The 23,859-nt window shown below is 64.5% G+C and carries 21 protein-coding genes; 9 read left to right on the forward strand and 12 right to left on the reverse strand.

Annotated elements, in window-relative coordinates; genetic code table 11:
- Positions 1-169: 169 nt before the first annotated feature.
- Complete coding sequence (locus I6F35_RS01910; protein WP_225115936.1) at positions 170-1,009, reverse strand: protein-disulfide reductase DsbD domain-containing protein; 840 nt, start codon at positions 1,007-1,009, stop codon at positions 170-172.
- 135 nt (positions 1,010-1,144) lie between these two features.
- On the opposite strand from I6F35_RS01910, the gene I6F35_RS01915 reads away from it, so the two are divergent.
- On the forward strand, positions 1,145-1,795 hold the full coding sequence (locus tag I6F35_RS01915) for a YqgE/AlgH family protein (protein ID WP_225115937.1): 651 nt from the start codon (positions 1,145-1,147) through the stop codon (positions 1,793-1,795).
- A gap of 133 nt (positions 1,796-1,928) precedes the next feature.
- Here I6F35_RS01915 and I6F35_RS01920 read toward each other — a convergent pair whose 3' ends face one another.
- Both I6F35_RS01920 and I6F35_RS01925 read right to left on the reverse strand, forming a co-directional pair.
- Positions 1,929-2,816, reverse strand: coding sequence for a TauD/TfdA family dioxygenase (locus I6F35_RS01920; RefSeq protein WP_225115938.1), 888 nt, complete (start codon positions 2,814-2,816; stop codon positions 1,929-1,931).
- A 132-nt stretch (positions 2,817-2,948) separates the two neighbouring features.
- On the reverse strand, positions 2,949-3,728 hold the full coding sequence (locus I6F35_RS01925; protein ID WP_225115939.1) for an SDR family NAD(P)-dependent oxidoreductase: 780 nt from the start codon (positions 3,726-3,728) through the stop codon (positions 2,949-2,951).
- A gap of 199 nt (positions 3,729-3,927) precedes the next feature.
- Between I6F35_RS01925 and I6F35_RS01930 the strand changes: the two genes are divergently transcribed.
- Together I6F35_RS01930 and I6F35_RS01935 are read left to right on the forward strand one after the other, a co-directional pair.
- Positions 3,928-4,662 (forward strand): SDR family oxidoreductase, encoded by a 735-nt coding sequence (locus I6F35_RS01930; RefSeq protein ID WP_225115940.1) that lies wholly within the window; start codon positions 3,928-3,930, stop codon positions 4,660-4,662.
- A 62-nt stretch (positions 4,663-4,724) separates the two neighbouring features.
- Complete coding sequence (locus I6F35_RS01935) at positions 4,725-5,093, forward strand: CsbD family protein (RefSeq protein ID WP_225115941.1); 369 nt, start codon at positions 4,725-4,727, stop codon at positions 5,091-5,093.
- A gap of 63 nt (positions 5,094-5,156) precedes the next feature.
- Here I6F35_RS01935 and I6F35_RS01940 read toward each other — a convergent pair whose 3' ends face one another.
- Both I6F35_RS01940 and I6F35_RS01945 read right to left on the reverse strand, forming a co-directional pair.
- Complete coding sequence (locus I6F35_RS01940) at positions 5,157-6,851, reverse strand: SGNH family hydrolase (protein WP_225115942.1); 1,695 nt, start codon at positions 6,849-6,851, stop codon at positions 5,157-5,159.
- Positions 6,852-6,999: 148 nt separating this feature from the next.
- Positions 7,000-8,334: a lytic murein transglycosylase gene (locus tag I6F35_RS01945; protein WP_225115943.1), complete on the reverse strand. Its 1,335-nt coding sequence runs from the start codon at positions 8,332-8,334 to the stop codon at positions 7,000-7,002.
- A 242-nt stretch (positions 8,335-8,576) separates the two neighbouring features.
- On the opposite strand from I6F35_RS01945, the gene I6F35_RS01950 reads away from it, so the two are divergent.
- A complete protein-coding gene (locus I6F35_RS01950) occupies positions 8,577-9,458 on the forward strand; it encodes a UTP--glucose-1-phosphate uridylyltransferase (protein WP_225115944.1) in 882 nt (293 codons plus the stop codon).
- A 121-nt stretch (positions 9,459-9,579) separates the two neighbouring features.
- Here I6F35_RS01950 and I6F35_RS01955 read toward each other — a convergent pair whose 3' ends face one another.
- Positions 9,580-11,073, reverse strand: a complete 1,494-nt coding sequence (locus I6F35_RS01955; RefSeq protein WP_225115945.1) for a sensor domain-containing diguanylate cyclase — start codon at positions 11,071-11,073, stop codon at positions 9,580-9,582.
- A gap of 137 nt (positions 11,074-11,210) precedes the next feature.
- Here I6F35_RS01955 and I6F35_RS01960 point away from each other — a divergent pair, with 137 nt between their 5' ends.
- Positions 11,211-11,495 (forward strand): hypothetical protein, encoded by a 285-nt coding sequence (locus tag I6F35_RS01960; RefSeq protein WP_225115946.1) that lies wholly within the window; start codon positions 11,211-11,213, stop codon positions 11,493-11,495.
- 135 nt (positions 11,496-11,630) lie between these two features.
- Here the strand turns inward: I6F35_RS01960 and I6F35_RS01965 are convergent, their stop codons facing one another.
- Positions 11,631-14,507 (reverse strand): EAL domain-containing protein, encoded by a 2,877-nt coding sequence (locus tag I6F35_RS01965; protein WP_225115947.1) that lies wholly within the window; start codon positions 14,505-14,507, stop codon positions 11,631-11,633.
- A gap of 119 nt (positions 14,508-14,626) precedes the next feature.
- Positions 14,627-15,628 (reverse strand): NAD(P)H-quinone oxidoreductase, encoded by a 1,002-nt coding sequence (locus I6F35_RS01970; protein WP_225115948.1) that lies wholly within the window; start codon positions 15,626-15,628, stop codon positions 14,627-14,629.
- A 109-nt stretch (positions 15,629-15,737) separates the two neighbouring features.
- Here I6F35_RS01970 and I6F35_RS01975 point away from each other — a divergent pair, with 109 nt between their 5' ends.
- Both I6F35_RS01975 and I6F35_RS01980 read left to right on the forward strand, forming a co-directional pair.
- Positions 15,738-15,929, forward strand: a complete 192-nt coding sequence (locus I6F35_RS01975; RefSeq protein WP_225115949.1) for a DUF1192 domain-containing protein — start codon at positions 15,738-15,740, stop codon at positions 15,927-15,929.
- Positions 15,930-16,459: 530 nt separating this feature from the next.
- Positions 16,460-16,972, forward strand: a complete 513-nt coding sequence (locus I6F35_RS01980; protein WP_225115950.1) for a DUF1465 family protein — start codon at positions 16,460-16,462, stop codon at positions 16,970-16,972.
- Between the two features lie 171 nt (positions 16,973-17,143).
- Here the strand turns inward: I6F35_RS01980 and rpmE are convergent, their stop codons facing one another.
- Positions 17,144-17,371 (reverse strand): 50S ribosomal protein L31, encoded by a 228-nt coding sequence (gene rpmE / locus I6F35_RS01985; RefSeq protein WP_225115951.1) that lies wholly within the window; start codon positions 17,369-17,371, stop codon positions 17,144-17,146.
- A 185-nt stretch (positions 17,372-17,556) separates the two neighbouring features.
- On the opposite strand from rpmE, the gene I6F35_RS01990 reads away from it, so the two are divergent.
- Positions 17,557-19,416: an ABC transporter ATP-binding protein/permease gene (locus I6F35_RS01990; RefSeq protein WP_225115952.1), complete on the forward strand. Its 1,860-nt coding sequence runs from the start codon at positions 17,557-17,559 to the stop codon at positions 19,414-19,416.
- A 151-nt stretch (positions 19,417-19,567) separates the two neighbouring features.
- Here the strand turns inward: I6F35_RS01990 and I6F35_RS01995 are convergent, their stop codons facing one another.
- From I6F35_RS01995 to I6F35_RS02005, 3 genes are all read right to left on the reverse strand, one after another.
- The gene (locus I6F35_RS01995) at positions 19,568-20,017 is read right to left on the reverse strand and encodes a GNAT family N-acetyltransferase (RefSeq protein WP_225115953.1); all 450 of its coding nucleotides are present in this window, start codon (positions 20,015-20,017) and stop codon (positions 19,568-19,570) included.
- Complete coding sequence (locus I6F35_RS02000; RefSeq protein WP_225115954.1) at positions 20,018-21,046, reverse strand: peptidoglycan -binding protein; 1,029 nt, start codon at positions 21,044-21,046, stop codon at positions 20,018-20,020.
- A 107-nt stretch (positions 21,047-21,153) separates the two neighbouring features.
- Positions 21,154-22,158, reverse strand: coding sequence for a flagellar motor protein MotA (locus tag I6F35_RS02005; RefSeq protein ID WP_225115955.1), 1,005 nt, complete (start codon positions 22,156-22,158; stop codon positions 21,154-21,156).
- 487 nt (positions 22,159-22,645) lie between these two features.
- Here I6F35_RS02005 and I6F35_RS02010 point away from each other — a divergent pair, with 487 nt between their 5' ends.
- A complete protein-coding gene (locus tag I6F35_RS02010; RefSeq protein ID WP_225115956.1) occupies positions 22,646-23,857 on the forward strand; it encodes an efflux RND transporter periplasmic adaptor subunit in 1,212 nt (403 codons plus the stop codon).
- Positions 23,858-23,859 lie beyond the last annotated feature (2 nt).

Here is a 23,859-nt window from a genome sequence, read left to right on the forward strand (position 1 = left end):
AAACGTTAAGAATGGGTTGGGTGGATAGCGGTGAAAGTAGCCCGGATGGAGCCAACGGGTCGCGCGACGCGCACCCGATGACAGGCTCCGCGCTATTTGGGGCCGGCCTTTCCGCGGGCACGACTGTTCCCGGGTTGCGCTGCGCTTCACCCGGGCTACGAATGCATCATCACTCCAGATTGGTGTTGAACTCGTAGGCACGGTCGCCGCCGACCAGGGTAAATTTCAGCGCGGCGCCGTCCGGATTGGCGCCCGGCGGCAGGCCGTCGAGCTCGAAGGAGAACCGCTTCACCCCGGGTGGCGGGTTCGGCTCGGGCTTCGGCACCGGCAGGGCCCAGTCCGGTGTCGGCCCCTCGACGAACAGGCTGACGTCCTTGCTCTCGGGCGCGACGACATCGACCAGCACGGTCGACTTGCCGCTGCGCTTGACGTCGCGGATGGTGACCGGATTGGGATCGCCGATATTGGCCGGCTTCGGCACGGTGTCGAGCGCCGACGACAGCGCGCCGTCCTCGGTGGATGCGACGCTCGCAAAGGCAAGCTCGACGCTGGTCTCGACGGGAATGCAGAGTTTCTCGCACACCGCGTAGTTGATGTTGGCGCGCAGCGTCAGCGGCTTGTCGGCGTTCTTGGCGACGATCCGGAGCGGCAGCACGACCTGGTGCTTGTAGCCGAGCGAGGTGCCGCCGGCGCCGTCGTCGAATTTCATCGGCGCTGGCCACAGCACCGTCACCGCGTCGACATTTTCCGACTTGGAGAAATCGAAACGCGGCGGAACGCCCGAATCGCCGGGGGTACGCCAATAGGTTTTCCAACCTGGCTCGAGTTGGATGGCGATACCTCCAAGCAAAACCGCGCCGCTGCGCGAGCCCGCGAGCAGCCGCACCGCGGAATGCGCGTCCCGCTGCCAGGGCGAGGAATCCTCGGCGTGCAGCTCGGTTGCAGACCAGACGGCTGAGAGAGTGGCTAGCAAGCCGAGAGCAACCCGCATGGGAACTATGGCGATCATGGGACGTCTTTACCGGCTGGTGCTTTCGTAAACCATTGAATTGCGTGTGATGGATGGCGCGAATGCGGCGTTGTGCTTGATTGACAGAAGCCTCACCCAATATCAGGATGTCAAATCAGCATGGAGGCCTTTCAGATGACTCCTGAAGGCAAAGCACCAAAGTCCGCCCGCGGCAAGGCTGCCGTCACCGGCGACAATTCGTCGGGCAGCGGTTATCTCGACGGCCAGATCCTGATCGCCATGCCGGTTATGAGCGACCCCCGCTTCGAGCGCTCCGTCATCTACATGTGCGCGCATTCCGCCGAGGGGGCAATGGGCATCATCGTTAATCGTCCGGCCGGAAGCATCGACTTCCCAGGGCTCTTGGTGCAACTCGACATCATCCAGAAGGCCGACCAGATCAAGCTGCCGGAAAATGCCGAGACCATGAAGGTGATGAAGGGCGGTCCGGTCGATACCGGCCGCGGCTTCGTGCTGCATTCCAGCGATTTCTTCATCCAGGACGCGACACTGAATATCGACGACGACATCTGCCTGACCGCGACCGTCGATATCCTGAAGGCGATCGCCAAGGGCTCCGGCCCCAGGCATGCGATCCTGGCATTGGGCTATGCCGGGTGGGCCCCGGGGCAGTTGGAAAACGAGATCCAGCACAATGGCTGGCTGCATTGCGACGCCGATCCGGACCTGATCTTCGGCGACGACGTCGAGGACAAATACTCGCGCGCCCTGCGCAAGATCGGCATCGACGTCGGTATGCTCTCAAACGAAGCCGGGCACGCGTAGGTCCTTGTCATGCCCCGCGAAGGCGGGGCATCCAGTAAGCAGCAGCCTGTCCGCTCAATTCACCGCCGTTTCTGGAATGCTGGATCGTCCGGTCAAGCCGGACGATGACAGCGGACGTGCGTGCGAGCACGATTTACTCCGCCGCCTGCTGCGCGACGGTCGGCTCGGTGCCGGCTACGGTGGCGCGGCGCATGTCGCGCGGCTGCGACTGGTCGTAGCGGCGGACGCGATGCATGGTCTGGCGATTGTCCCACATCACGAGGTCATGGACCTTCCACTTGTGGACATAGACGAATTCCGGCTGGGTCGCGTGCTCGGTCAGGTCGCGCAGCAAGAGCCGGCCCTCCGGCATGCTCATGCCGCGCACCGCGCCCGCATGCGATGAGAGATAGAGCGATTTGCGGCGATGCACCGGATGGGTCCGCACCAGGCGCTGCAGCACCGGCTTGAACATCTCCTTCTCCTCGTCGGTATAGTCGAGGAAGCCGAGCGAGCCGCGCGAATACATCAGCGAGTGCTCGCAGATCAGGTCCTCGATGTCAGCCTTGGTCTCGTCGTCAAGCGCGTCATAGGCCGCACGCATGTCGGCGAACTCGGTATTGCCGCCCTTCGGGTTCACCACCCGCGCCGACAACAGCGAGAATTTCGCCGGGATCGGCCGGAACGAGCTGTCGGAATGCCACAGGCAGTTGCCGAGATTGAACAGGTGGGTGCGGTGATCCTTGGGCAGCGGCTTGCCGTCCTTGCCAAGGTTGCTGACATCGTTCAGCCCGGAGGCGAGGCGATAGTCCTCCTTCTTGGTCACGGTGCCGCCGCGCGCGTTCTCGCGCTCGCCGAAGTTCAGCGCAAAGGCCAGTTGCTGCTCGTCTGTGATGTCCTGGTCGTGGAAGACGAGCACGGCATATTTGTCCATCGCCGCCTCGACCTCGATCGCCTCCTGCCCGGTCAGCGGCTTTCGCAGATCGAGCCCTGTGACCTCACCGACGAAATGCGGGTGAAGCTGCCGGATCGCGATGGCCATGGCGTTCTCTCCTCATGTGCGGGCGGGTTTTCCCGCTTCGTTTGAGGAAAGGCTATCCCGTGACGTTGCCGTGTCAACGCGCCGCCGGCGCATGGCCCCTTGCGCGAAGCGTCTTGGAGACGTTGCGGCGCATCACGCATTCCGCGCCATCAGCCCGCCGTCCACCGGGATCACCGCACCGGTCAGGAACGACGCCGCCGGCAGGCACAGGCTCAAGGTCATGTGCGCGACTTCCTCCGGCTCGCCATAGCGGCCGAGCGCGGTGCGGCGCTTGGCGTAGATCGTCTTGTGCTCCTCCGGAATCCGGTCGGTGATCCCGGTGCGGATCGGGCCCGGGCAGATGCAGTTCACGGTGATGCCCTCGCGCCCCAGTTCCACGGCAAGCGAGCGTGTCAGCCCGGTGACGCCGGCCTTCGCCGCGGAATACGGACTGTGCAATGCGGTAGCGCCGAGCGCTTCGGTGGAGGCGATGTTGACGATGCGCGGGCATTTCGATTGTCGTAAGCGCGGCAAAGCGGCGCGGATGATGCGCTGATGCGCGGTCAGCATCACCGCGATCGCCTTGGTCCAGGCCTCGTCATAGCCGTCATCGTCGATCGCGACCCGCACGGAAATACCAGCATTGTTGACGAGAATATCGAGCCCGCCGAAATGCGCGGCGACGTCGTTGACCACAGATGGGATTGCGTCGCGATCGGCGACGTCGAGCACCCACGCCTTGGCCTTCCCGCCGCTGTTGCCGATGTCCTGCGCAACCGCATCCGTGCCTTCGGTGGTGATATCGGTGACGGCGACATTGGCGCCTTCGGCGGCGAATACCAGCGCGGTGGCGCGGCCCATGCCGCTGGCGGCGCCGGTGACGAGCACGGTCAAACCTTTCACCGAGCGGCTGAGCTGTTTGAAATCGGACATCGCGTGACTCGTGGGATGGAGAGAGCTGGTTGCAGGATTGACAAGGCTGGCATCGATCCGCAGACAGGTCAAACAAGCAAGATCAGAGCATGATCCGGAAAAGTGGATACCGGTCTTTCGAAAAGATCATGCTCAAGACAAAAATGAGATCATGATCCCATGAATCTGATCGGATCATGATCGACCGGAGGAACGGGCGATGAACGAACTCGATTTCAGTGGCAAGCAGGTTCTCGTGGTGGGCGGCTCCAGCGGTATCGGCAACGGCATCGCACAGGCATTTCGCGCCAAGGGGGCGCGCGTGCATGTCTGCGGCACGCGCGCCAAGGCGATCGACTATTCGGCCGAGGAAGGGTCGCATCTCGAAGGCCTGGAATACTCGCAGCTCGACGTCAGCGACGCTCGCGCGATCGAGCAATTCAACCCAACCTTCGACCGGCTCGATGTGCTGGTGCTGGCGCAGGGCGCGGTGATCTACCGCCGCGGCGAGTTCGAGATGGAAGGCTTTCGCAAGGTCGTGGAGGTCAACCTCATGAGCCTGATGGCCTGCGCGACCAAATTCCAGAAGATGCTGAGCGCGAGCACGGGCTCGCTCATCATCGTCAGCTCGACCGCCGCCTGTCATTCGACGATGGGCAATCCCGCCTACAATGCCTCGAAGACCGGCGCGGTCGGATTGACGCGGACGCTTGCCCAGGCCTGGGCCGAGGACGGCATTCGCGTCAATGGCATCGCGCCGGGCCTGGTCGATACCAAGATGACCAAGGTGACGACCGCGAATCCGAAACGGCTCGAAGGCGCGCTCGAGCGCATTCCGCTGAAGCGGCTCGGCACCCCGCAGGACATGGCTGGTGCCGCGCTGTTTCTGGCCTCGCCGCTCGCCGCCTACATCATCGGCCAGACCGTCGTCGTCGACGGCGGACTGATCCTCTGATCACAGGAACCGCCGCGCCACTCGCCGGTTACCTTCTCCGACAATGGAGAGGAGTGACCGCGATGGATAACGATCGGATCGCTGGTGCCGCCAAGGATTTCGCCGGCAAGGCCGAAGGTGCCGTTGGTGAAATGACCGGTGACAGCAAGACGGAAGCATCAGGCCGCGCGCGCGAAGCGGCCGGCACGGTGCAGAATCTCTACGGGCAGGCCAAGGATGCCGCGCGTGAAGCCGCAGACACCGCCGTCAACTATGCCAAGGAGACTTACGAGAGTCGCGGCGAGACCATTCGCAGCGGCCAGCAGGCGTTGACCAAGACCGTGCAGGACAATCCGATCGGCGCCCTGCTGGTTGCCGGTGGTCTCGGTCTTGCGCTCGGGCTGATGCTGACGCGCCCGCCGCGCCGCCCGCCACCGCGCTGGCGCTATTAGAGCGAGCGACGCCATCAATGATGGGCACGGCGCGATAGACGCAGCTGTGCCCGCCCGGCGCCTTCACCATCTCAGGAAATTGCCGAACGGCGCTTCGGCCGAGCGTCCGACATTCGCCGGTGGACGAGGCACGATCGGCGCTGGCGGACGTGGCGGCGGCGCCATCTGCTGGCGCGGCGCCGGTCCGGAACCAAAGAAATCGCCAAAGGTCGAGGCAGGCGGATTGGCCTGAGTCGGCCGGAACAGGCGCTTCTGCGGTGCCGGCTTTGGCGGCTGGGCGGGGGCCGCGGCGGCCGGCGCCAGTGCCGTTCCAGCTCCCGCGCTTGCGCCGGTCCCCTCGGGAGTGGTCGCGGCAACCGGCGTCTCGCCCTTGGCCTGCTCGCGACCGATTTCGCGGCGCGGCCAGACAAAATCGTCAGCGCGGCCGGCGGGCGGCGCGAGTGCTTCGCCCTTCACCAGCGTGCGTGCCGTGAGCGGATCGACCGCGGCGGGACGCGAGCCGGGCCCACCGAGCAGCTGATCGGTGCCGACGGAGGAGGCGACCAGCGGCACGATCGGACCGGCCAATGGCCGCGCTGGCTGGCCGGGCGGGGCGCTGGCGTCAGGCGTTGCCGGCTCGCTCGGCAGCGCGATCGGCGTCGAGCGTGCGAGCAGCCGCGTCACCTCGCGCTCCGCATAATGCGCCAGCTTGCGCGCGCCGGCCTTGGTGAAGAAGACGCCATCGGAGGTGCGGAGCTGGCGGATCTGGCCCTCGAAATCCGGGCCCTTCTGCATGAAGCGACCGGCCTCGTCGACGAAGCCGTCCCAGACATCGACATAGGTGATGCCGGCCTTGGCCGCGCCTTCCCGGTACAGCGCATCCAGGAACAGCATGTCCGAGGTGCCCTTCTGGCCGCGGATCGCCGGCAAGCCGACCCACAAGACGGGCACGCCCTTGCTCTTCAGCACGCCGATCAATTCGTCGATCTTCTTGTTGTAGAGCTCGACCCAGCGTTCGTCGCGGAATTCATAGACGCCGTTCGCCAAACGCGCGCTCCGCTCGGAGGCTGCGCTCTGCGGCGCATCGGCGGCATCATCCGGCGCCAACTCGGTATCGACCGGCTTGTCGTCCGGCTTGGCGGCGCCATCCGAAGGCTTGGTGTCCTTCGCATGGGCGTTCTTGTCGTCCTTCTTCTCGGTTTTCTTGTCGTCCTTCTTCTCCGCGACGGGCTCGCGGATCGAGACACGGTCGTTGAGGCCGAGCATCACCACGATCGCATCCGCCTTCTCGGTGGCGATGATGCCCCGCGCGGCAGCGGCCCAGTCCGAGGGCTCGCCCTTGGGCTGGTATTTGATCAGGCCGGACACGGTCTTGTGCTTGCGGATCACGCCCATATCGGGCTGTTCGGAATAGGTGTCCTCGAGGCCATAGGCGAGCCAGTCCGCCATGGCATCGCCAAGCACCAGCACGTTGCGCTCCGGCACCGTGTCGCGCTTCGCCGGCGGCGGTGCTCGCGAAAAATCCTGGCGCTGCTGCTGCTGTTGTTGCTGTTGCGGCGGCGCCTGTTGGAAGGGGGTAAAGAAATCCGAGCCGAACCACCCGCCGTTGCTGCGCGGCGCCGGCCGCTGCTGCTGCGGCGGGCCGCCGAAACCTGGAAAGCCGAAGAACTGCGCCGAGGCGGGACCGGCGATCCCGACCAGAAGCGCAATCGCCACCGCGAGCGCGACGAGGGGGCCGGTCTCGGTGAACACGCGCAGGAAGGATTTTGGCTTCGGCATCAAAGCTCGGTCGAAATGGATTTTGAAGACAACGCCATACTAGCGGAATCGGGCCGCAAGCGGGCATATTTTCCAGCATGGATCGGGCATCCGCCGCCGTCGTCGAGAGTGGCGGTCAAATAGCGGTATTTGGGCCGTTTTCGGGGATTTAGCGCGCCCGCAGGCGCTCCAGCATGTCGGAGGTGGCAAATCCGTCGGCCGGTGTTCCAATCGACGCCTGAAAGCTGCGCAGCGCCTCCCGGGTCTGGCCGCCGATCTGGCCGTCTGGCGTGCCGCGATAGAAGCCGCGCTGGGCCAGGAGCTGCTGCAGTTCCAGCCGTTCGACGCGCGACAACACCCGTTCCTGCCGCGGCCAGGGTTGCACGAAGGGCGGCCCCCCGCGCAACCGGTCGGCGAAATGGCCGATCGCCAGCGCATAGGCCTCGGCCGGGTTGTATTTCATGATCACCCGAAAGTTCTGCAGCATCAGAAAGCCGGGGCCTTCGGCGCCGGCGGGTGCGAGCAGATAGGCTTTGGTGGCGGGTTGCGGGAACGGCTGGTTGTTGGCGCGCTTGAGGCCGAGCTGCTGCCATTGCGCGAGCGTCATCGGCTTGGCGCGGTCCGCCAGCATGTAGTTGAAGTCCTTGGGAACGACGACTTCGTACCCCCAGCTCTGGCCGGTCTGCCAGCCGTCCTTTTTCAGGTTGTTGGCGGTCGAGGCGATCAGGTCGGTGGGGTCGTCGACGACGTCGCGCCGTCCATCGCCGTCACCATCGACGGCGTAGCGCTTGAAGGCGGTGGGCATGAACTGCGTCGGCCCGAACGCGCCGGCCCAGGAGCCGCGAAGCTGCTCGGGGCGGAGATCGCCGCGATTGAGGATCTCGAGCGCCGAGAGGAATTCGTCCTTGAAATAGGCCTGGCGGCGGCCGATGCAGGCGAGCGTGGCGGTCGATTGCACCACGCTGCGGTCGCCCATCTGGGTCGAATAATTGGATTCGATGCCCCAGATCGCCGCGACCGCGTAGCGGTCCACGCCATAGGTTTTTTCCGCAGCGTCGAATTGCGCCTTGTATTTGGCGAGGATCTCGCGGCCCTTGGCCAGACGGTTGTCATTCACGAGGATGTCGAGATAGTCCCAGATCGCCTTGGTGAATTCGGGCTGCGAGTCCAACAGATCCATGATGCGCAGGTCGGGCGTGAGTCCGGCCGTGAAGCGCTCGAAATTCTCGCGTGTGACGTTGCGCCGCGCCGCGTCGGGCCACATCGAGGCGACACAATTGTCGAAATTGGCGGCCTCCTGCCGGATCGCCGCTGCGGTCATCAGCGGATGGCCGGAAGCGCCATCCTCGCCGCTCCATGGCGGGGCCGAACCGTCGCCGGCAGCGGCCGCCGGCGGGGGCGAGGAGTTCGATCCCGAGAACAGGTTGCCGAACAGATCCGCAAGGCCACCCTGGGATTGGGCGAAAGCCTGATTGGAAACAAGCAGAACCGCCGCGATTATCATCGCGCGGGTTCGGCTCGTGGTTGCTGTTCCCGTCCGCCGCATGGCTCGATCTGCCCGTTCCAACGATTGGTTCAGAAGGCCTTGTGACGGTTTCCAACAGCTTAACAAAGGCGAGATTTTGTTTTGATCTGTCACAAGGACAAAAGCGACCGGACATCACACATCCGCCTTTGTTCCCGGCTGCAAACCAGATAGCAAGGTGCGATACCCGTCTCACACATTTCAAGGCGCCCGACATTCCCATGAAAATCCGTAAAGCCGTCTTTCCCGTCGCCGGTCTCGGCACGCGCGTCCTGCCCGCCACCAAGGCAATGCCGAAGGAAATGCTGACCATCGTCGACAAGCCGCTTATTCAATACGTGTATGACGAGGCAAAGGAGGCCGGGATCGAGCATTTCGTCTTCGTCACCGGCCGCAACAAGGCGATCATCGAGGATCATTTCGACCGGATGTTCGAACTCGACACGACGCTTGTCGCGCGTGGCAAGAAGGCCGAAATGGACGTTCTGGCGCAGAACCAGCCGGAAGCGGGTGCCGTCAGCTTTACCCGCCAGCAGGCGCCGCACGGGCTTGGTCACGCGGTATGGTGCGCGCGTGAGATCGTCGGCAACGAACCCTTTGCGGTAGTGCTGCCGGACGAGCTGGTGCTGAACACGCCGGGCTGCCTCGCCCAGATGATCGAGGCCGCGGGCAAGCTCGGTGAGAAGTCGAACCTGATCGCGGTCGAGGAGGTGCCCGACCATCTCACCCATCAATACGGCATCTGCGGCGTCGGGCCGCGCCACAGCCATCCCAGGATGTTCGAGATCAATAGCATGGTGGAGAAGCCGCCGAAGGGCACGGCGCCATCCAACCTCTCGATCACCGGGCGCTATATCCTGCAGCCGGAGATTTTCGCAATCCTGGAAACGCAGGAGCGCGGCGCCGGCGGCGAGATCCAGCTCACTGACGCCATGATCGGCCTGGCCAAGACGCAGAAATTCTATGGCGTGGAGTTCGAAGGCGAGCGGCACGATTGCGGTTCCAAGGCCGGATTCCTGCGCGCCAACCTCGCCTACGGCATGCGACGCCCCGAACTGCGCGACGGCCTGCTCGCCGAGATGAAGAGGTATCTGGAGAAGTGAGGGCGCGCGGTCATCATCCGCGCAGGCGGATGATCCAGTATCCCGCGAAGCCTGCGACTGATCTCCGAAAGCGCGGCGTACTGGATGCCCCGCCTTCGCGGGGCATGACGGCTGTGGTGGCTTACGCCACCAGCGACAGCCCCGGCAGGCTTGCGACCACGCTCTGATTGCGGCCATTGGCCTTGGCGGCATAGAGGGCCCTGTCGGCGGCCTCCACCAGATCGGTCCAGTTCTGGCCGGGCAGAGGTGTCAGGCTCGCGATCCCGATGCTGACGGTGGTGATGGTCTCCTGATCGCGCCATTGCTCGATCTTGCGGCGGATTGTCTCCGCCACGGTGAACGCTTCCACTGTGGTATGGCCAGGCAGCAGCACCGCGAATTCCTCGCCGCCCAGCCGCGCCGTGCAATCGCCGGCCCGCCGGACCGAATCCGAGATGCAGATGGCGATGCCGACCAGCACCTGGTCGCCGGCCTGGTGACCATAGGTGTCGTTGAACGCCTTGAAATGGTCGGCGTCGATGATGAGCAGCGCGAGCGGCGTCGCATGCCGGCCGGCGCGACGCCATTCCGCGTCGATTTCGGCGTCGAACTTGCGCCGGTTTCGCAGACCGGTCAGGGCGTCGGTGGTCGCGAGCTCTTCGAGCTTTTCCTCGGCTTCGGCGCGGCGGCCGATCTCGCGCGCCAGGAACAGCGTGGTGCCGAGCACGAACAGGATCAGTGCCGCCATGATGGCGCCGATCCGGATCGCTTCCTTGCGCCACAGGCTGAAGACGCCCTCCAGCGGTCTTCCGACCACGGTGAACAGCGGACCGTTGCCGCTGCGGCGAACATAGAGCCGCGGGGTCTGGTCGATCGGGCCGGCACCGGAGTAGGAGCCGTTGTTCTTCAGGTTGTCTGCAGTCCAGTTGCGCCGCTCCGCCAGATTGGTGCCGATGACATCGAGGTCGAACGGCGTGCGCATGATGATGGTGCGGTCGCGACGCAGCACAGTGATGGTGTCGCCGGGAGCAAGCGTCAGCCGCCCGAACAGTTCGTGGAAATAGCTGAAGCGGATCGAGCCTGTGACGACACCGAGAAAGCTGCCGTCTTCGCCGCTGATGCGCCGGCTCAGCACGATCGCGTAGGCGCTGCGATGGAGCATCGGCTTTGAGATGTAGAGGCCCGTATAGGGCTGGTCGCGATGGATGGAAAAATACTCTTCGTCGCTGCGGTTCTCCGGCAGGGGATCGAGCGTCGATGCATCGACCACCAACTGCCCCGTGCTGTCGAACACCTGGATCGCGCCAAAGTGCTTTGCGGTGGCGGCATGATCGAACAGGATCAGGTGCCGGATCTCCTTGCTGACCTGCTTGATCTCCGGCATCACCATGGCGCCGGCGACCGCACGCAGCGACAGGTCGAACAGTTCGATGTTGCGGCTGATGTCGGCGTCGATGCCGGCGCCGAGGTTCTCCAGCATCTGCCGCGCCAGCTCTTCCTCGCCGCGGCGCATGTCGAGCATGACGCTGGTGCAGACGGCGGAAAAGCCGATCACGGTCGCGACCGAGGAAGCGATCAGGAGCTTCGTCGATAGCCGCCAGCGCCGCCTTGCTTGTTGTCGCCGTTCGTGTGGCATGTTTCGTCCCGGGCGGCCCCTCATGCACCGGAAACATTGTTGCCGCCTTAAGCGGCGACAGTGATCTGCGAATGGGTTAACGGTTGGTTGGTTCGACTGACGATTTTCGGCAATGGTGTGAATTCAGGGGACTTGACGTGAACGATTACGGCCCGTTGCGGGATTACCTGAAGAAGCAGACGCTGCCCGAACTCGTGCTCAGCTTCGAGCAGATCGAGGCCATTCTCGACGCGCCGCTGCCGCGCGCCGCGCAACGCGCCTCCTGGTGGGATTCGCTTCGCAGCCCGCAGGAAAGGATGCCGCAGCGCGAAGCCTGCCTCGAGGCCGGCTATGTCGCCACGCGCCAGGCGGATGGCAACAGCGTGAAGTTCAAGCGCCTGCCGCGCAACGCCCGTCGTTCCTACGAAAGCGGGAGCGCATGACAACAGGGCTTGCTCCGTCATCGCCCGGCTTGACCGGGCGATCCAGTATTCCAGAGACCACCATAGCGAGAAACCGCGGCGTACTGGATGCCCCGCCTGCGCGCGGCACGACAGTTGCTGGGCGAAGTCGGAAGCTCAGCTCGCGGCTTCCAGCCGCTCTTCCGTAAGCAGCCGCATCGCGGCCTCGGCATCCATCGGTTCGCCGAAGGCGAAGCCTTGCGCATATTCGCAGCCGAGCTGGTAGAGCTCGACCGCATCCGAATCCGTTTCCGCGCCTTCCGCCACCACGTCCATGCCGAGGTCATGGGCCAGCGCGATGATCGATTTCAGGATCACGGGCCGGGTGCCGCGGCTCGTGGTGCGGACGAAGGACTGGTCGATCTTGATGGTGTCGAACGGGAAGCGCTGCAGGTAGGACAGCGAGGAATGGCCGGTGCCGAAATCGTCCAGTGACAGTCCGGTGCCGAGCTCGCGGATGCGCGCCAGCATCTGCGCGGCGTGCTCCGGATTCTCCATCACCAGCGATTCCGTCAATTCCAGTTTCAGCGTGCCACGCGCCACCGAGGAGCGCGACAGCACGGTCCTGATGTCGTGGATCAGGTCGTGGCGCAGCAATTGCCGCGAGGAGACGTTGACGGAAGCGAAGATCGGCTCGCGCGAGCGCATCGCGCGCTGCCAGATCGAAAGCTGCCGCGCGGTCTGGTCCAGCACGAACGTGCCGAGATCGACGATCAGGCCGATTTCCTCCGCGATCGAAATGAATTCGGACGGCGACATCCGCCCGAGTTTCGGATGGTCCCAGCGTGCCAACGCCTCGAAGCCGGCGATCGAGCGGTCCTCGAGCCGCACGATCGGCTGGAACAGGATCGTGATCTCCTGCCGCTCGATGGCGCGCCGCAGCTCGCTCTCCAGCGTCAGCCGGTCGGTCTTGCGCGCACGCATTGCCGGCTTGTAGACGTCGATGCGGTCGCCGCCGATGCGCTTGGAATGATACATCGCAAGCTCGGCGTCCTTGATGATCTCGTCGGTGAGCTGCGTCTGCGGGTCGGAGAGCGCCAGCCCGATCGACGCGGTCAGGAAGATCTCGCGGTCGTTGAAGGCGATCGGCGCGCGGATGGTCTTGCGGATGGTTTCGGCAAAGGCGGTGATCCGCGCCGGATCCTGCTCGGACAACAGGATCAGGCCGAACTGGTCACCGGCCAAGCGCGCCAGCGTGTCCTGCGGTTTGAGAATGCGGGTCAGGCGTCGCGCCAGCGTCAGCAGGATGGAATCGCCGACCGCCATGCCGACGGAATCGTTGACCTGCTTGAAGCGGTCGAGGTCGATCACCATCAGCGTCGGCCGCAGCGTCGGCACGGTCTTTGCGAGATTGGCGACCGCGCTGAGCCGGTCCATGAACAATTTGCGGTTCGGCAGCCCGGTCAGATTGTCGTGGACCGAGTCATGCAGCATCCGCTCTTCGGAATTCTTGATGTCAGTGACGTCGGTGAGCGTGCCGACCACGCGCGAGACTTCGCCGTCGGAGCCCACGACGGGTCGGGCCTTCAGCGCGAACCACATGAAATGGCCGTCCGGCGTGCGCAGCCGGAAATCCTGCACCAGGCGGCCGCGGCGCTGGTCGAGCACGCTGTCGAGCGCGGCGCGGAAACGGTCCTGGTCGAGCGGATGCAGCACTTCCAGCCATTTCGCCGCCGGCCCTTCCAGCGTGCCGCGTTTCAGGCCCAGCAGGGCCTCGGTCTCGGGGCTGGTGAATACCTTGTCGGCGGAGACGTCCCAGTCCCAGATCAGGTCGCCCGAGCCAGTCAGCGCCAAAGCGCGCCGCTCGACATCGGAGACGACGCCGGTGGTGGCGCCGCCGCCGGCAAAGGCGTGCTGCATCACCGTGAAGCCGATCAGCATCACGATCAGCACGAGGCCGCCGAGCAGCGCCGGACCGACAATGTCGTTGGTGACGCTGCCCGCCACCGTCATGCCGGCCGCGACCACCCAGACCACCAGCAGGAACCAGGTCGGGATCAACAGCACGGCGCGGTCGAAGCCGTGGGTCGAGAGATAGACGATCAGCGCGAAACCGGCGACGGCGATCAGCACAAGCGACATGCGGGCGATGCCGGAGGCGACAGCCGGATCGAACAGCGCCAACGCCACCAGCGATCCCAGGAACAGCAGCCAGCCGATGGTGATGTGGGAATAGCGCACATGCCAGCGGCTCAAATTGAGATAGGCGAACAGGAACACGAGCAGCGTTGCCGCCAGGATCGCCTCGCCGGCCGCGCGCCAGACGCGCTCGGCGTTGTTCGACATATCCAGCACCTTGGCCCAGAAGCCGAAATCAACGCCGATATAGACCAGCACCGCCCAGGCCAGCGCGGCGGCCGCCGGAAACATGATGCTGCCCTTGACCACGAACAGGATCGTCAGCACCAGCGCCAGCAGGCCGGAAATGCCGATCACGATGCCCTGGTAGAGCGTGAACGAGTTGACCTTGTCCTTGTAGGACTCCGGCTCCCAGAGATAGAGCTGCGGCAGCTTGTCGGTACGCAATTCCGCGACATAGGTGACGACCGCGCCCGGATCGAGCGTGATGCGGAAGACGTCAGCGGTCGGGCTCTCCTGCCGCTCGGGACGGTCGCCGACCGAGGGCGTGATGGTGGCGATGCGCGACAATCCGAGATCCGGCCAGAATAGGCCTGACGACACGATGCGATAATGCGGCGCGACGATCAGGCGGTCGAGTTGGTCGTCGGTGTTGTTGGCGAGCGCGAACACCACCCAATATTGTCCGCCCTCGCGGGCGCGGACTTCGATGCGGCGGACGATGCCGTCGGTGCCGGGCGCGGTCGAGACCTGGATGCGGTCGGTGTCGCTGCGCTGGTGATCGAGGACGGCAGTGAGATCGATTGCGGGCGCGTCGCTGCGGACGCTGACGGCGTCAACTGCGCGCGCCGGCGACGCGCCGACAACCATCATGAGGGCCAGCGCAAGCGGCGCAAGCCACCTGATCAGACGCAATGTCAGTACTCCGCGCTTTCACGATTCATGCGGGCGAACCAGCGCCCCGGCGTTCCCGGATAAATGCCACGAAAGCGAAGGAAATCAAAGGGTTTCCGGCGCGGCCGACGGTGGAAGCGTTAGACCACCAACACAATTTTGCCAATATGGGCGCTGGTCTCCATCCGTCGGTGCGCGTCGGCAGCCTTTTCCAGCGGGAAACTGCTGTCCATCAGCGGTTTTATCCGCCCTTCGCGCAGCAGCGGCATCACCTTGTCCTCGATCGCCGCGACCATCGCCGCCTTGTCCGCATTAGTACGGGGGCGGAGCGTCGAGCCGGTGTGGTGCAGGCGCTTCACCATCAATTTCGCGAAATTGGCGCTCGCTTTCGGTGCCCCGGCCAGGAATGCGATCTGCACGACCCGCCCTTCGACGGCGGCGGCGTCGTAATTGCGGTCGATGTAATCGCCGCCGACCATGTCGAGGATGACATCGGCGCCGGCGCCATCGGTTGAGGCCTTCACCTCGGCAACGAAATCCTCGGTCTTGTAGTTGATCGCGCGATCGGCGCCGAGCTTGAGACAGGCTTCCGCCTTGTCCTGCGAGCCGACGGTGACGATCACCTTGGCGCCGAATGCTTTCGCAAGCTGGATCGCCATGGTGCCGATGCCGGAGGAGCCGCCATGGATCAGCAGCGTCTCGCCCTCTTTCAGGGCGCCGCGTTCGAACACATTGTGCCATACCGTCATCAGCGTCTCGGGAAGCGCGCCGGCTTCCTCGATCGACAGCGACGGCGGCACCGTCATCGCCTGCGCATCCTGTGCGATGCAATATTGCGCATAGCCGCCGCCGGCGACCAGCGACATCACGGTATCGCCGACCTTGTGCCTGGTGGCTCCCGGTCCGACCGCCACCACTTCGCCTGATATTTCGAGGCCCGGCAGGTCGCTCGCGCCCGGCGGCGGCGGATAGGAACCGGAACGCTGCGCCACGTCAGGCCGGTTGACGCCGGCCGCCTTCACCTTGACCAGGATTTCCCCCTGACCCGGCACCGGCACCGGGCGTGTCTCCGGCAGCAATACGTCCGGCCCGCCGGGCTTGCTGATGCCGATGACGGTCATTTGCGCGGGCAGCTTTTCCATGGTTTTTCCTTGGCGAAATGCGAGGATTCCGAGTGCGGCATGTTGATTACCCAGCCCGGATGGCGCTGGCAACCGCCGCAACGGGATCGTGACATCACGGAGAACGCGCATGGCGATGGAAGATGACGACCGGCCGCGGAAGAAGATTTCGCACGAGATCGGGCAGGACCTGTCGCTGCTCTCGGTCGAGGAATTGGGTGACCGCATCGCGATGCTCTCGGCCGAAGTCGACCGCTTGCGCGAGGCGATGACGAAGAAGCGTGCCTCGAAGGAAGCCGCCAACAGCTTCTTCAAATCATAACCGCCCCGCCGTCATCCCGGCGAAGGCTGGGACGACGCCGTGGAGAAAGCCGGCGCCTTATTCTCGCACCCGTAGCCCGGATGGAGCGAAGCGCGCAATCCGGGGCCGCCGCATCTGCGCGCATCAACGCGGGCTAACCGCGCCTGTCCCAAACTAGGCCAATGGCCGATATGGCAAACGAACACTAAACAAAATCGCTCATTTACGATCAATTAAGCTTTCTCGTTTATGACTGCATTGTCCTCGTTTGGACACCGAGTGGCTCCTGTCCACTCTGTTTGACGCCTCCCTGTTATCAACTTCAAAGCCGCCGGAAACGGCGGCTCTTTTTTGCTTGCCCTGTCATGGATTTTGTCGCTTCCGTCCGTCGGCCGGAAACCATAAATTCCGTTGCGGCTGGACTCTTCGCCTCACAAGCGCAATGATTTGTTCACCATAGGCTGGCGCCGAAGCTGCCGGCGGGTGGGGCATGATCCGGAAACAAAGATCATGCTCAAACAAAGATTAAAAGTGGCGTGAGGGCGTTAACCATGCTGGAGCGGTCGCAAAGCGATTCCGGGCTTGTTCTGTTCAGCGAGCGGCTGACCAATTCTGCGGCGTTCGGAACCTTGTTCCGCGAAGGCATGGACCTGGTCGAGGAGACCGCCGCCTATCTCGATGGCGACGGCCGCAACCAGGCCAAGGCGCTGGAGCGCTCCGTCAGCCTGACTTACGCAACCGAAAGCATGCGCCTGACCACCCGCCTGATGCAGCTCGCCTCCTGGCTGCTGCTGCATCGCGCGGTGAAGGAAGGCGAGATGACGCTGACCCAGGCCAACCGGGAAAAGACCAAGGTCAAGCTCTCCGCGGCCGATCCGGGCTCGGCGGAACTGATCGAGAAACTGCCGCAACAATTGCAGGACCTGATCGCCCGTTCGATGAGCCTGCAGGCGCGCGTGCGCCGGCTCGACAGCACGATCCACGCGCCGCCCGCCGATCGCGCCGCCATCGGCAACCCGCTGGTGCCGCAGCTCAACCGCCTGAAGGCGGCGTTCGAGCAGTAATTCTGAGCCGGATAAGCCGCCACGTCGTCGCGAGAAGCGAAGCGTCCATAGCGCCGCGGGTGGCGACATGGATTGCTTCGCTGCGCTCGCAATGACGGGTGGAAACAAAAAACGCCCCTGACTGGCAGGGGCGTTCGCTGGACGCGGAAAAGGAAGCGCAGCCTTGCGCGCTCACTCCTTTTTCAAAAAGCCCGAAAACTTCTTCTGGAACCGCGACACGCGGCCGCCGCGATCGAGAATCTGCTGCGAGCCGCCGGTCCAGGCTGGATGCGACCTGGGGTCGATGTCGAGCTGCAGCTTGTCGCCTTCCTTGCCCCAGGTGGAGCGGGTCTGGTACTCGGTGCCGTCGGTCATCACGACCGTAATCGTATGATAATTCGGGTGAATATCGGCTTTCATGGCAGTTCCTTCGGGGCGCCGGCGCCCGTCGCAAGTGGTCCAAAGATACGGGATTTGGGCGGCTCTATAGCGTAAGGAAACCCGCAAAACAAGCCACCGGGGGTTACCGGATTAGGACTCTTCCGGATTTGCCAGCGGCTGCCGCGGGGCCTATTTGGAAAAAATAAAAACTGGTCCTTGTCCCGATGAGCGCAGCCGAACAGCTTGACCATCCGCCCAGCACGACGTCGCCGCGCCGCGACGCGCTGCTCGAGAGCGAGGCGCTGGTCGAATCCACATTGACCGAACCGCAAGGGAAGAGTCGCGCCAGGCTGAAGCCGCTGCTCGCTCTCGCGCCCTATGTCGCGCGCTATCGGGGACGGGCCATCCTCGCCTTTATCTCCCTGACCGTTGCAGCGATCACGACGCTGATCGTTCCGGTTGCGATCCGCCGCATGATCGACTTCGGCTTTTCGGCCGAAGGCATCGCGATGATCAACAGCTATTTCAGCGTGATGATCGCCGTGGTGGCGGTGCTCGCCGGAGCCAGCGCGGCGCGCTACTACCTCGTCATGACCATCGGCGAGCGCATCGTCGCCGATCTCCGGCGCGACGTGTTCGCGCATCTGATCTCGCTGTCGCCCTCTTTCTTCGATTCCGCGCGCAGCGGTGAACTGGTGTCGCGCCTCACCGCCGATACCACCCAGATCAAGTCGGCGGTCGGCGCCTCCGTGTCGATCGCGCTCCGCAACATGATGCTGTTCCTCGGCGCCGCCGCGATGATGGTGGTCACCAGTCCAAAGCTTTCCGGCTTCGTGCTGCTCGCGATCCCGATCATCGTGATCCCGCTGGTCGCGTTCGGGCGCTGGGTGCGGCGATTGTCGCGCAATGCCCAGGACACGCTCGCGGACGCCAGCGCCTATGCTTCCGAACTGGTCGGCGCCATCAGGACCGTGCAGGCCTTCACCAGCGAGCGGCTCGCCGCCACGCGCTTCGGCCGCGAGGTCGAGCAGGCCTATGAGGCCGCACGCAGCTCGACGGTGGCGCGCGCCGTACTGACCCTGATCATCATCTTCATCGTGTTCTCCAGCGTGGTCGTGATCCTCTGGGTCGGTTCGCACGACGTGCTATCGGGCGCGATGACGCCGGGCCGATTGAGCCAGTTCATTCTCTACACTGCCTTTGCCGCGAGCGCCCTCGGCCAGCTAAGCGAGGTCTGGGGTGAAATTTCCGCGGCCTCCGGTGCGGCCGAGCGGCTGTTCGAGATCCTGCGCGTCAAACCGGAGATCACGGCGCCGGCCATGCCGCGTGCGCTGCCCGAGCCCGCCCGCGGCGACGTTGCATTCGACAACATCAGCTTTGCCTATCCGACGCGGCCATCCGTGAAGACCGTCGACGGCGTTTCGTTCTCGGTGCGATCAGGCGAAAAGGTCGCGATCGTCGGCCCCTCCGGCGCCGGCAAGAGCACGCTGTTCCATCTGTTGCTGCGCTTTTACGATCCCGCCTCCGGCACGATCTCGTTCGACGGCGTGTCGATCCGGCAGGCCGATCCGAACGCGGTGCGCTCGCGCATGGCGCTGGTGCCGCAGGATACCGTGGTGTTCGCAACGTCCGCGCGTGAGAACATCCGCTTCGGCCGGCCCGATGCGTCGGATGCCGAGGTCGAGCGCGCCGCAGACCTCGCGCATGCCACCGAGTTCCTGCGCCGCCTGCCTGGCGGCTTCGAGGCTCAGCTCGGCGAGCGCGGCGTGACGCTGTCGGGCGGCCAGCGCCAGCGCATCGCGATCGCCCGCGCGATCCTGCGCGATGCGCCGCTCTTGCTGCTCGATGAAGCGACCTCCGCGCTCGACGCCGAAAGCGAGACGCTGGTGCAGACCGCGCTGGAAGAGCTGATGCGCCACCGCACCACGCTGGTCATCGCGCACCGCCTTGCGACCGTCCTGTCCTGCGACCGCATCCTGGTGATGGAGCACGGCAGGATCGTCGAGCAGGGCACCCATGCCGAGCTGGTTGCCGCGAATGGCCTCTACGCGCGCTTGGCAAGGTTGCAGTTCGAGGGGGTGTAGGTCCTTTTCGTCCCATCACAAATGTCATCACCCGCGAAGGCGGGTGATCCAGTATTCCAGAGACCGACGTGGGATACGGAGAAGCCGCGGCGTACTGGGTGCCCCGGTCAAGCCGGGGCATGACGGCGGAGTTGGTGGAAGGTCGTTCCCGTTACGGCTTCCATTCCATCTTTAGCACGGGACGTCCTGACGTCGGGTTGACGTCCTCGCCTGCGTGCACAAAGCCGTTTCGTTCATAGAAGCGGATCGCCCGTGCATTGTCCTTGTTGACGAGCAGCGTCACGCCGTCAGGCGAGAGGCGCTTGGCTTTATCGACCAGCGCGCTTGCCAGCTTCGAGCCCCAATGCGCGGGATCGACCACCAGCTGGTCGAGATAGCCGCTTCGATCGATGGTCACGAAGCCGATCAGCGTATTTACCTCTTCCGCGACGATGATGGCGGCGTTCGGCACCAGTTCGCTGCGCCAACGCTCGCGCCACCACGCTACTCGCGCATCAAAATCGATCGTTGGATAGGCCTGCTGCCAGGTTTGCCGCCAAAGCTCGATCGCGGCGTCCTCGTCCTCGGCGCGGTAGGGACGAAGCTGAAACTCGCTCGCCACTTACCGTTCCGTCAGCTTCAATTCGATGCGGCGGTTGCGCTTATAGGCCTCCTCGGTCTGCGCGGCATCGAGCGGCTGGAATTCGCCAAAGCCGGCGGCGACAAGTCGCTGCGCGGGCACCCCGAGCGAGACCAGATATTGCACCACTGAGATCGCGCGTGCGGCGGAGAGATCCCAGTTCGACTTGAACACCGGGCTGTTGATCGGTCGCACGTCGGTGTGGCCGTCGACGCGGAGCACCCAGGGAATATCGCTCGGGATCTGCTTGTCGAGGTCGATCAGGGCGGCCGCCAGCTTGTCCAGCTCGGCGCGGCCTTCGGGCAACAGCGTGGCCTGGCCGGTATCGAAGAACACCTCCGACTGGAACACGAAGCGGTCGCCGACGATACGGATGTCCGGCCGGTTGCCCAGGATGGCGCGCAGGCGACCGAAGAACTCCGAACGGTAGCGCGACAGCTCCTGCACCCGCTGCGCCAGCGCCACGTTCAACCGCTGGCCGAGATCGGCGATGCGGCCTTGTGATTCCTTGTCGCGTTTCTCGGAGGCATCGAGCGCTTCTTCGAGCGCGGCGAGCTGGCGGCGCAATGCGCTGATCTGCTGGTTCAATACCTCGATCTGCGCCAGCGCTCGCGCGGAGACCTGTTTCTCGGAATCGAGCGCCTTGGTGAGCTCGGTGGCGCGGCCCTGCGCGTCGCTGCCGGCGCTCGCCAGGCCTTCATAGAGTCCCTTGATGCGGTCGCGCTCGCCTTCGGCGGAAGCAAGCCCGGCGCGGAGCTGCGCGATCTGTTCGCCGAGGCTGAGCTTGCCGAGCTTTTCCAGCGACAGCATGTCGTTGAGCTGGGCGATCTTGGCGTTGAGCTGCTCCAGCGCCTTGTCCTTGCCGGAGACTTCCTGCGACAGGAAGAACTGCACCACCAGGAACACCGAGAGCAGGAACACGATCGACAGCACCAGCGTCGACAGCGCGTCCACGAAGCCCGGCCAGTAGTTGAAACCGGATTCACCGCGGCGGGCACGGGCAAGGGCCATTTTGATTCTCTGCTAGGGTTGGTGTCTGGACGGCCGCTAGTCCACCTCTCCTTGCAGGAGGGGTGACCGCGCGTCTTCCGTCGCCTTTCAAGATCGGCACCGTCTCTCTAACTCTTCTCCGGCTGGCGGGCGAGGCGTTCGAGCAGGCGTTTGATCTCGCGGTTCTGCTCGCCCTGGCCGTCGGCCCATTCCCGGATCATCTGTTGCTCGGTGCGCATGTGCGCAACCAGCCCCTGGATCGCTTCGGCGAGATTAGCCATTGCCGCCGTGGTGCTGCGGGTTCCGGCGCCTTCCTCCACCGCGACACGCAGCCGCTCGATCGCGTGCTGCAGGTTGCCGCCACCGCCTGCGGCAACGACGCCGACGCCGTCACCTGCATATTCGCGCACCGTAGTGGCGAGCCAGTCCTCGAGGTCGGTGTAGAAACGGTTCTGCGCTTGGCTGGATTGCAGGTCAAGGAAGCCGAGGATCAGGGATCCGGCGAGGCCGAACAGCGACGACGAGAACGAGATGCCCATGCCGCCCAGCGGCGCCGCCAGGCCTTCCTTCAGCGTGTCGAACAGCGCGCCGGCATCGCCGCCGACCTTCAGCCCATCGATCACCTTGCCGACCGAGCCGACGGTTTCGATCAGGCCCCAGAAGGTGCCGAGCAGGCCGAGGAACACGAGCAGGCCCGTCATGTAGCGCGAGATGTCGCGTGCCTCGTCCAGGCGGGTCGCGATGGAATCGAGCAGATGCCGCATCGTCTGCTGCGTGATCGACATCCGCCCGCTGCGCTCGCCGCCGAGGATCGCCGCCATCGGCGCCAGCAAGGTCGGCCGCCGGTCGACCGCAAGGCCGGGATCGGCGATCCGGAAATTGTTGACCCATCGCACTTCGGGATAGAGCCGGATCACCTGGCGGAACGACAGGATGATGCCGATCAACAGCACGGCGCCGATCAGCGCGTTCAGCCCCGGATTGGCGAAGAACGCGACGACGATCTGCTTGTAGAGGACGATGCCGATCAGCGCGCACAGCACCAGAAATACCAGCATCCGCACCAGGAAGATCCGTGGAGAGGACAATTTGCTGAGTTCGGACTCCATGTCGGAGCGGGGAGAGGAGGGCATTGCCGGCATGTCCGTTGCGAAAAGCCGCGTTGGGCAGCCAATATGGCACAGCGGTCACGGGAAGGAAGATCGGAAACCGGAGTGTCACCAGAACTCCGACTGAAGCGACGTGATTCGCTGCTTCAATGCGACCGGAAGTGCTGGCCAGGATGCGACACTGCGGAACCCCCGGCCGGGGGGCGAGGTTCTCCGAACGGAGCGAACCGTGTCATCGGCGCGCGGTCGCCCGGTGAGTCGGAGCCGCCGCAGCCCTCGATCAGCGTAATAAGATACCTACAAGCTTCGATAGAATCGATGTCACAATCCGGTGAATCGCAGAAAGCTTTTCTAGCTCAAGGTGTTCCCCGATGTGACATTGAGCCGCCCGCGCTATGTATTGCGTCGCAACACCCTGTTCTTATCCTATCTCTCATGGATGGCGTGGAGTCGGCAGCGACGCCGCGCGCGGATTTGTGTTCAACAACTCAAACTCGGGGCGACATTGTCAATGTCCGGACTACGCGCGCGAACGGCATGCATTCTCCTGATGCTGGCCGCCACAGCGCCAATACTGGCCGGCTGCGATGAGCCGACTGCCGCGACCGCTGCGGCAGAGGCGGCGCCCGAACCCGAGGTGAGTGTTGTCGTCGCCAAGCCGCAGCCGCGGGCAGTGGTCCGTGAACTGCCCGGCCGCGTCGCTCCGACGCGTGTCGCCGAAGTCCGTCCGCGGGTTTCCGGTATCATTGTCGAGCGCCTGTTCCGTCAAGGTACGGAGGTGAAGGCCGGCGATCCCCTGTATCGCATCGATCCGCGACCGTTCGAGGTCGAGGTGCTGTCGAACCAGGCCGCGCTCGCGCGCGCTAAGGCCGTGCTCGACCAAGCCACCCAGCACGCGCATCGCGTCACGACACTGTACAGCCAGAAGGCGATGCCCGAAGCCGAAAACGAAAAGGCGATCGCCGCTCAGCGCCAGGCCGAGGCCGATGTTGCGGCCCGCGAGGCGGATCTCGCGCGCGCCAAGCTCAATCTGGATTACGCCACGATCCGTGCGCCGATCGATGGCATCGTCGGCGCTGCGCTGGTCAGCGAAGGCGCGCTGGTGGTGCAGAACGACCCGACCTCGCTCGCGACCATCCAGCAGATCGATCCGATCTATGCCGACTTCACCCAGTCGGTCACCGAGCTCAACCAACTCCGCCGCGCATTCGAGACCGGCGAGCTCGACCGCATCGCCGCCGATGCGATGAAGGTGCGTCTCGTGCAGGACGATGGCGCACTTTATCCGATCGCCGGCAAGCTCCTGTTCTCCGATGCCAAGGTCGATGCCTATACCGGGCAGGTGACGCTGCGCGGCGAGTTCCCGAATCCGAGGCGCGAACTGCTCCCTGGCATGTATGTGCGCGTGCTGATCGAGCAGGGCATCGACAGCGATGCGATCGCCGTGCCGCAGCAGGCGATCCAGCGCAATGGCGGAGGCGGCAGCGAGGTTTTCGTGGTCAAGGATGATGGCCGCGTCGCGGTCCAGGCCGTGCGTACCGGCTCGCTCCAGAACGGGCAGGTGTTCGTGACCGAAGGTCTGAAGGCCGGCGACCGCGTCGTGGTCGAGGGCTTTCAGAAATTCGCGGCTGGCGACAAGGTCCGGCCGCAGGCGTTCACCGAACAGGCGGATGCTTCGATCGGCGCGCCGGGGGAAAATAAAGCCGCGCAAGCGCTGCGGTGATC

It is taken from the genome of Bradyrhizobium sp. BRP22 (assembly GCF_020194175.1).
GTDB lineage: Bacteria > Pseudomonadota > Alphaproteobacteria > Rhizobiales > Xanthobacteraceae > Bradyrhizobium.

Coding starts and splice junctions, on each gene's coding strand:
- I6F35_RS01910 (WP_225115936.1), bottom strand. CDS start 1,009: ATGATCGCCATAGTTCCCATGCGGGTTGCTCTCGGCTTGCTAGCCACT.
- I6F35_RS01915 (WP_225115937.1), top strand. CDS start 1,145: ATGACTCCTGAAGGCAAAGCACCAAAGTCCGCCCGCGGCAAGGCTGCC.
- I6F35_RS01920 (WP_225115938.1), bottom strand. CDS start 2,816: ATGGCCATCGCGATCCGGCAGCTTCACCCGCATTTCGTCGGTGAGGTC.
- I6F35_RS01925 (WP_225115939.1), bottom strand. CDS start 3,728: ATGTCCGATTTCAAACAGCTCAGCCGCTCGGTGAAAGGTTTGACCGTG.
- I6F35_RS01930 (WP_225115940.1), top strand. CDS start 3,928: ATGAACGAACTCGATTTCAGTGGCAAGCAGGTTCTCGTGGTGGGCGGC.
- I6F35_RS01935 (WP_225115941.1), top strand. CDS start 4,725: ATGGATAACGATCGGATCGCTGGTGCCGCCAAGGATTTCGCCGGCAAG.
- I6F35_RS01940 (WP_225115942.1), bottom strand. CDS start 6,851: ATGCCGAAGCCAAAATCCTTCCTGCGCGTGTTCACCGAGACCGGCCCC.
- I6F35_RS01945 (WP_225115943.1), bottom strand. CDS start 8,334: ATGATAATCGCGGCGGTTCTGCTTGTTTCCAATCAGGCTTTCGCCCAA.
- I6F35_RS01950 (WP_225115944.1), top strand. CDS start 8,577: ATGAAAATCCGTAAAGCCGTCTTTCCCGTCGCCGGTCTCGGCACGCGC.
- I6F35_RS01955 (WP_225115945.1), bottom strand. CDS start 11,073: ATGCCACACGAACGGCGACAACAAGCAAGGCGGCGCTGGCGGCTATCG.
- I6F35_RS01970 (WP_225115948.1), bottom strand. CDS start 15,628: ATGGAAAAGCTGCCCGCGCAAATGACCGTCATCGGCATCAGCAAGCCC.
- I6F35_RS01975 (WP_225115949.1), top strand. CDS start 15,738: ATGGCGATGGAAGATGACGACCGGCCGCGGAAGAAGATTTCGCACGAG.
- I6F35_RS01980 (WP_225115950.1), top strand. CDS start 16,460: ATGCTGGAGCGGTCGCAAAGCGATTCCGGGCTTGTTCTGTTCAGCGAG.
- rpmE (WP_225115951.1), bottom strand. CDS start 17,371: ATGAAAGCCGATATTCACCCGAATTATCATACGATTACGGTCGTGATG.
- I6F35_RS01990 (WP_225115952.1), top strand. CDS start 17,557: ATGAGCGCAGCCGAACAGCTTGACCATCCGCCCAGCACGACGTCGCCG.
- I6F35_RS02000 (WP_225115954.1), bottom strand. CDS start 21,046: ATGGCCCTTGCCCGTGCCCGCCGCGGTGAATCCGGTTTCAACTACTGG.
- I6F35_RS02005 (WP_225115955.1), bottom strand. CDS start 22,158: ATGCCCTCCTCTCCCCGCTCCGACATGGAGTCCGAACTCAGCAAATTG.
- I6F35_RS02010 (WP_225115956.1), top strand. CDS start 22,646: ATGTCCGGACTACGCGCGCGAACGGCATGCATTCTCCTGATGCTGGCC.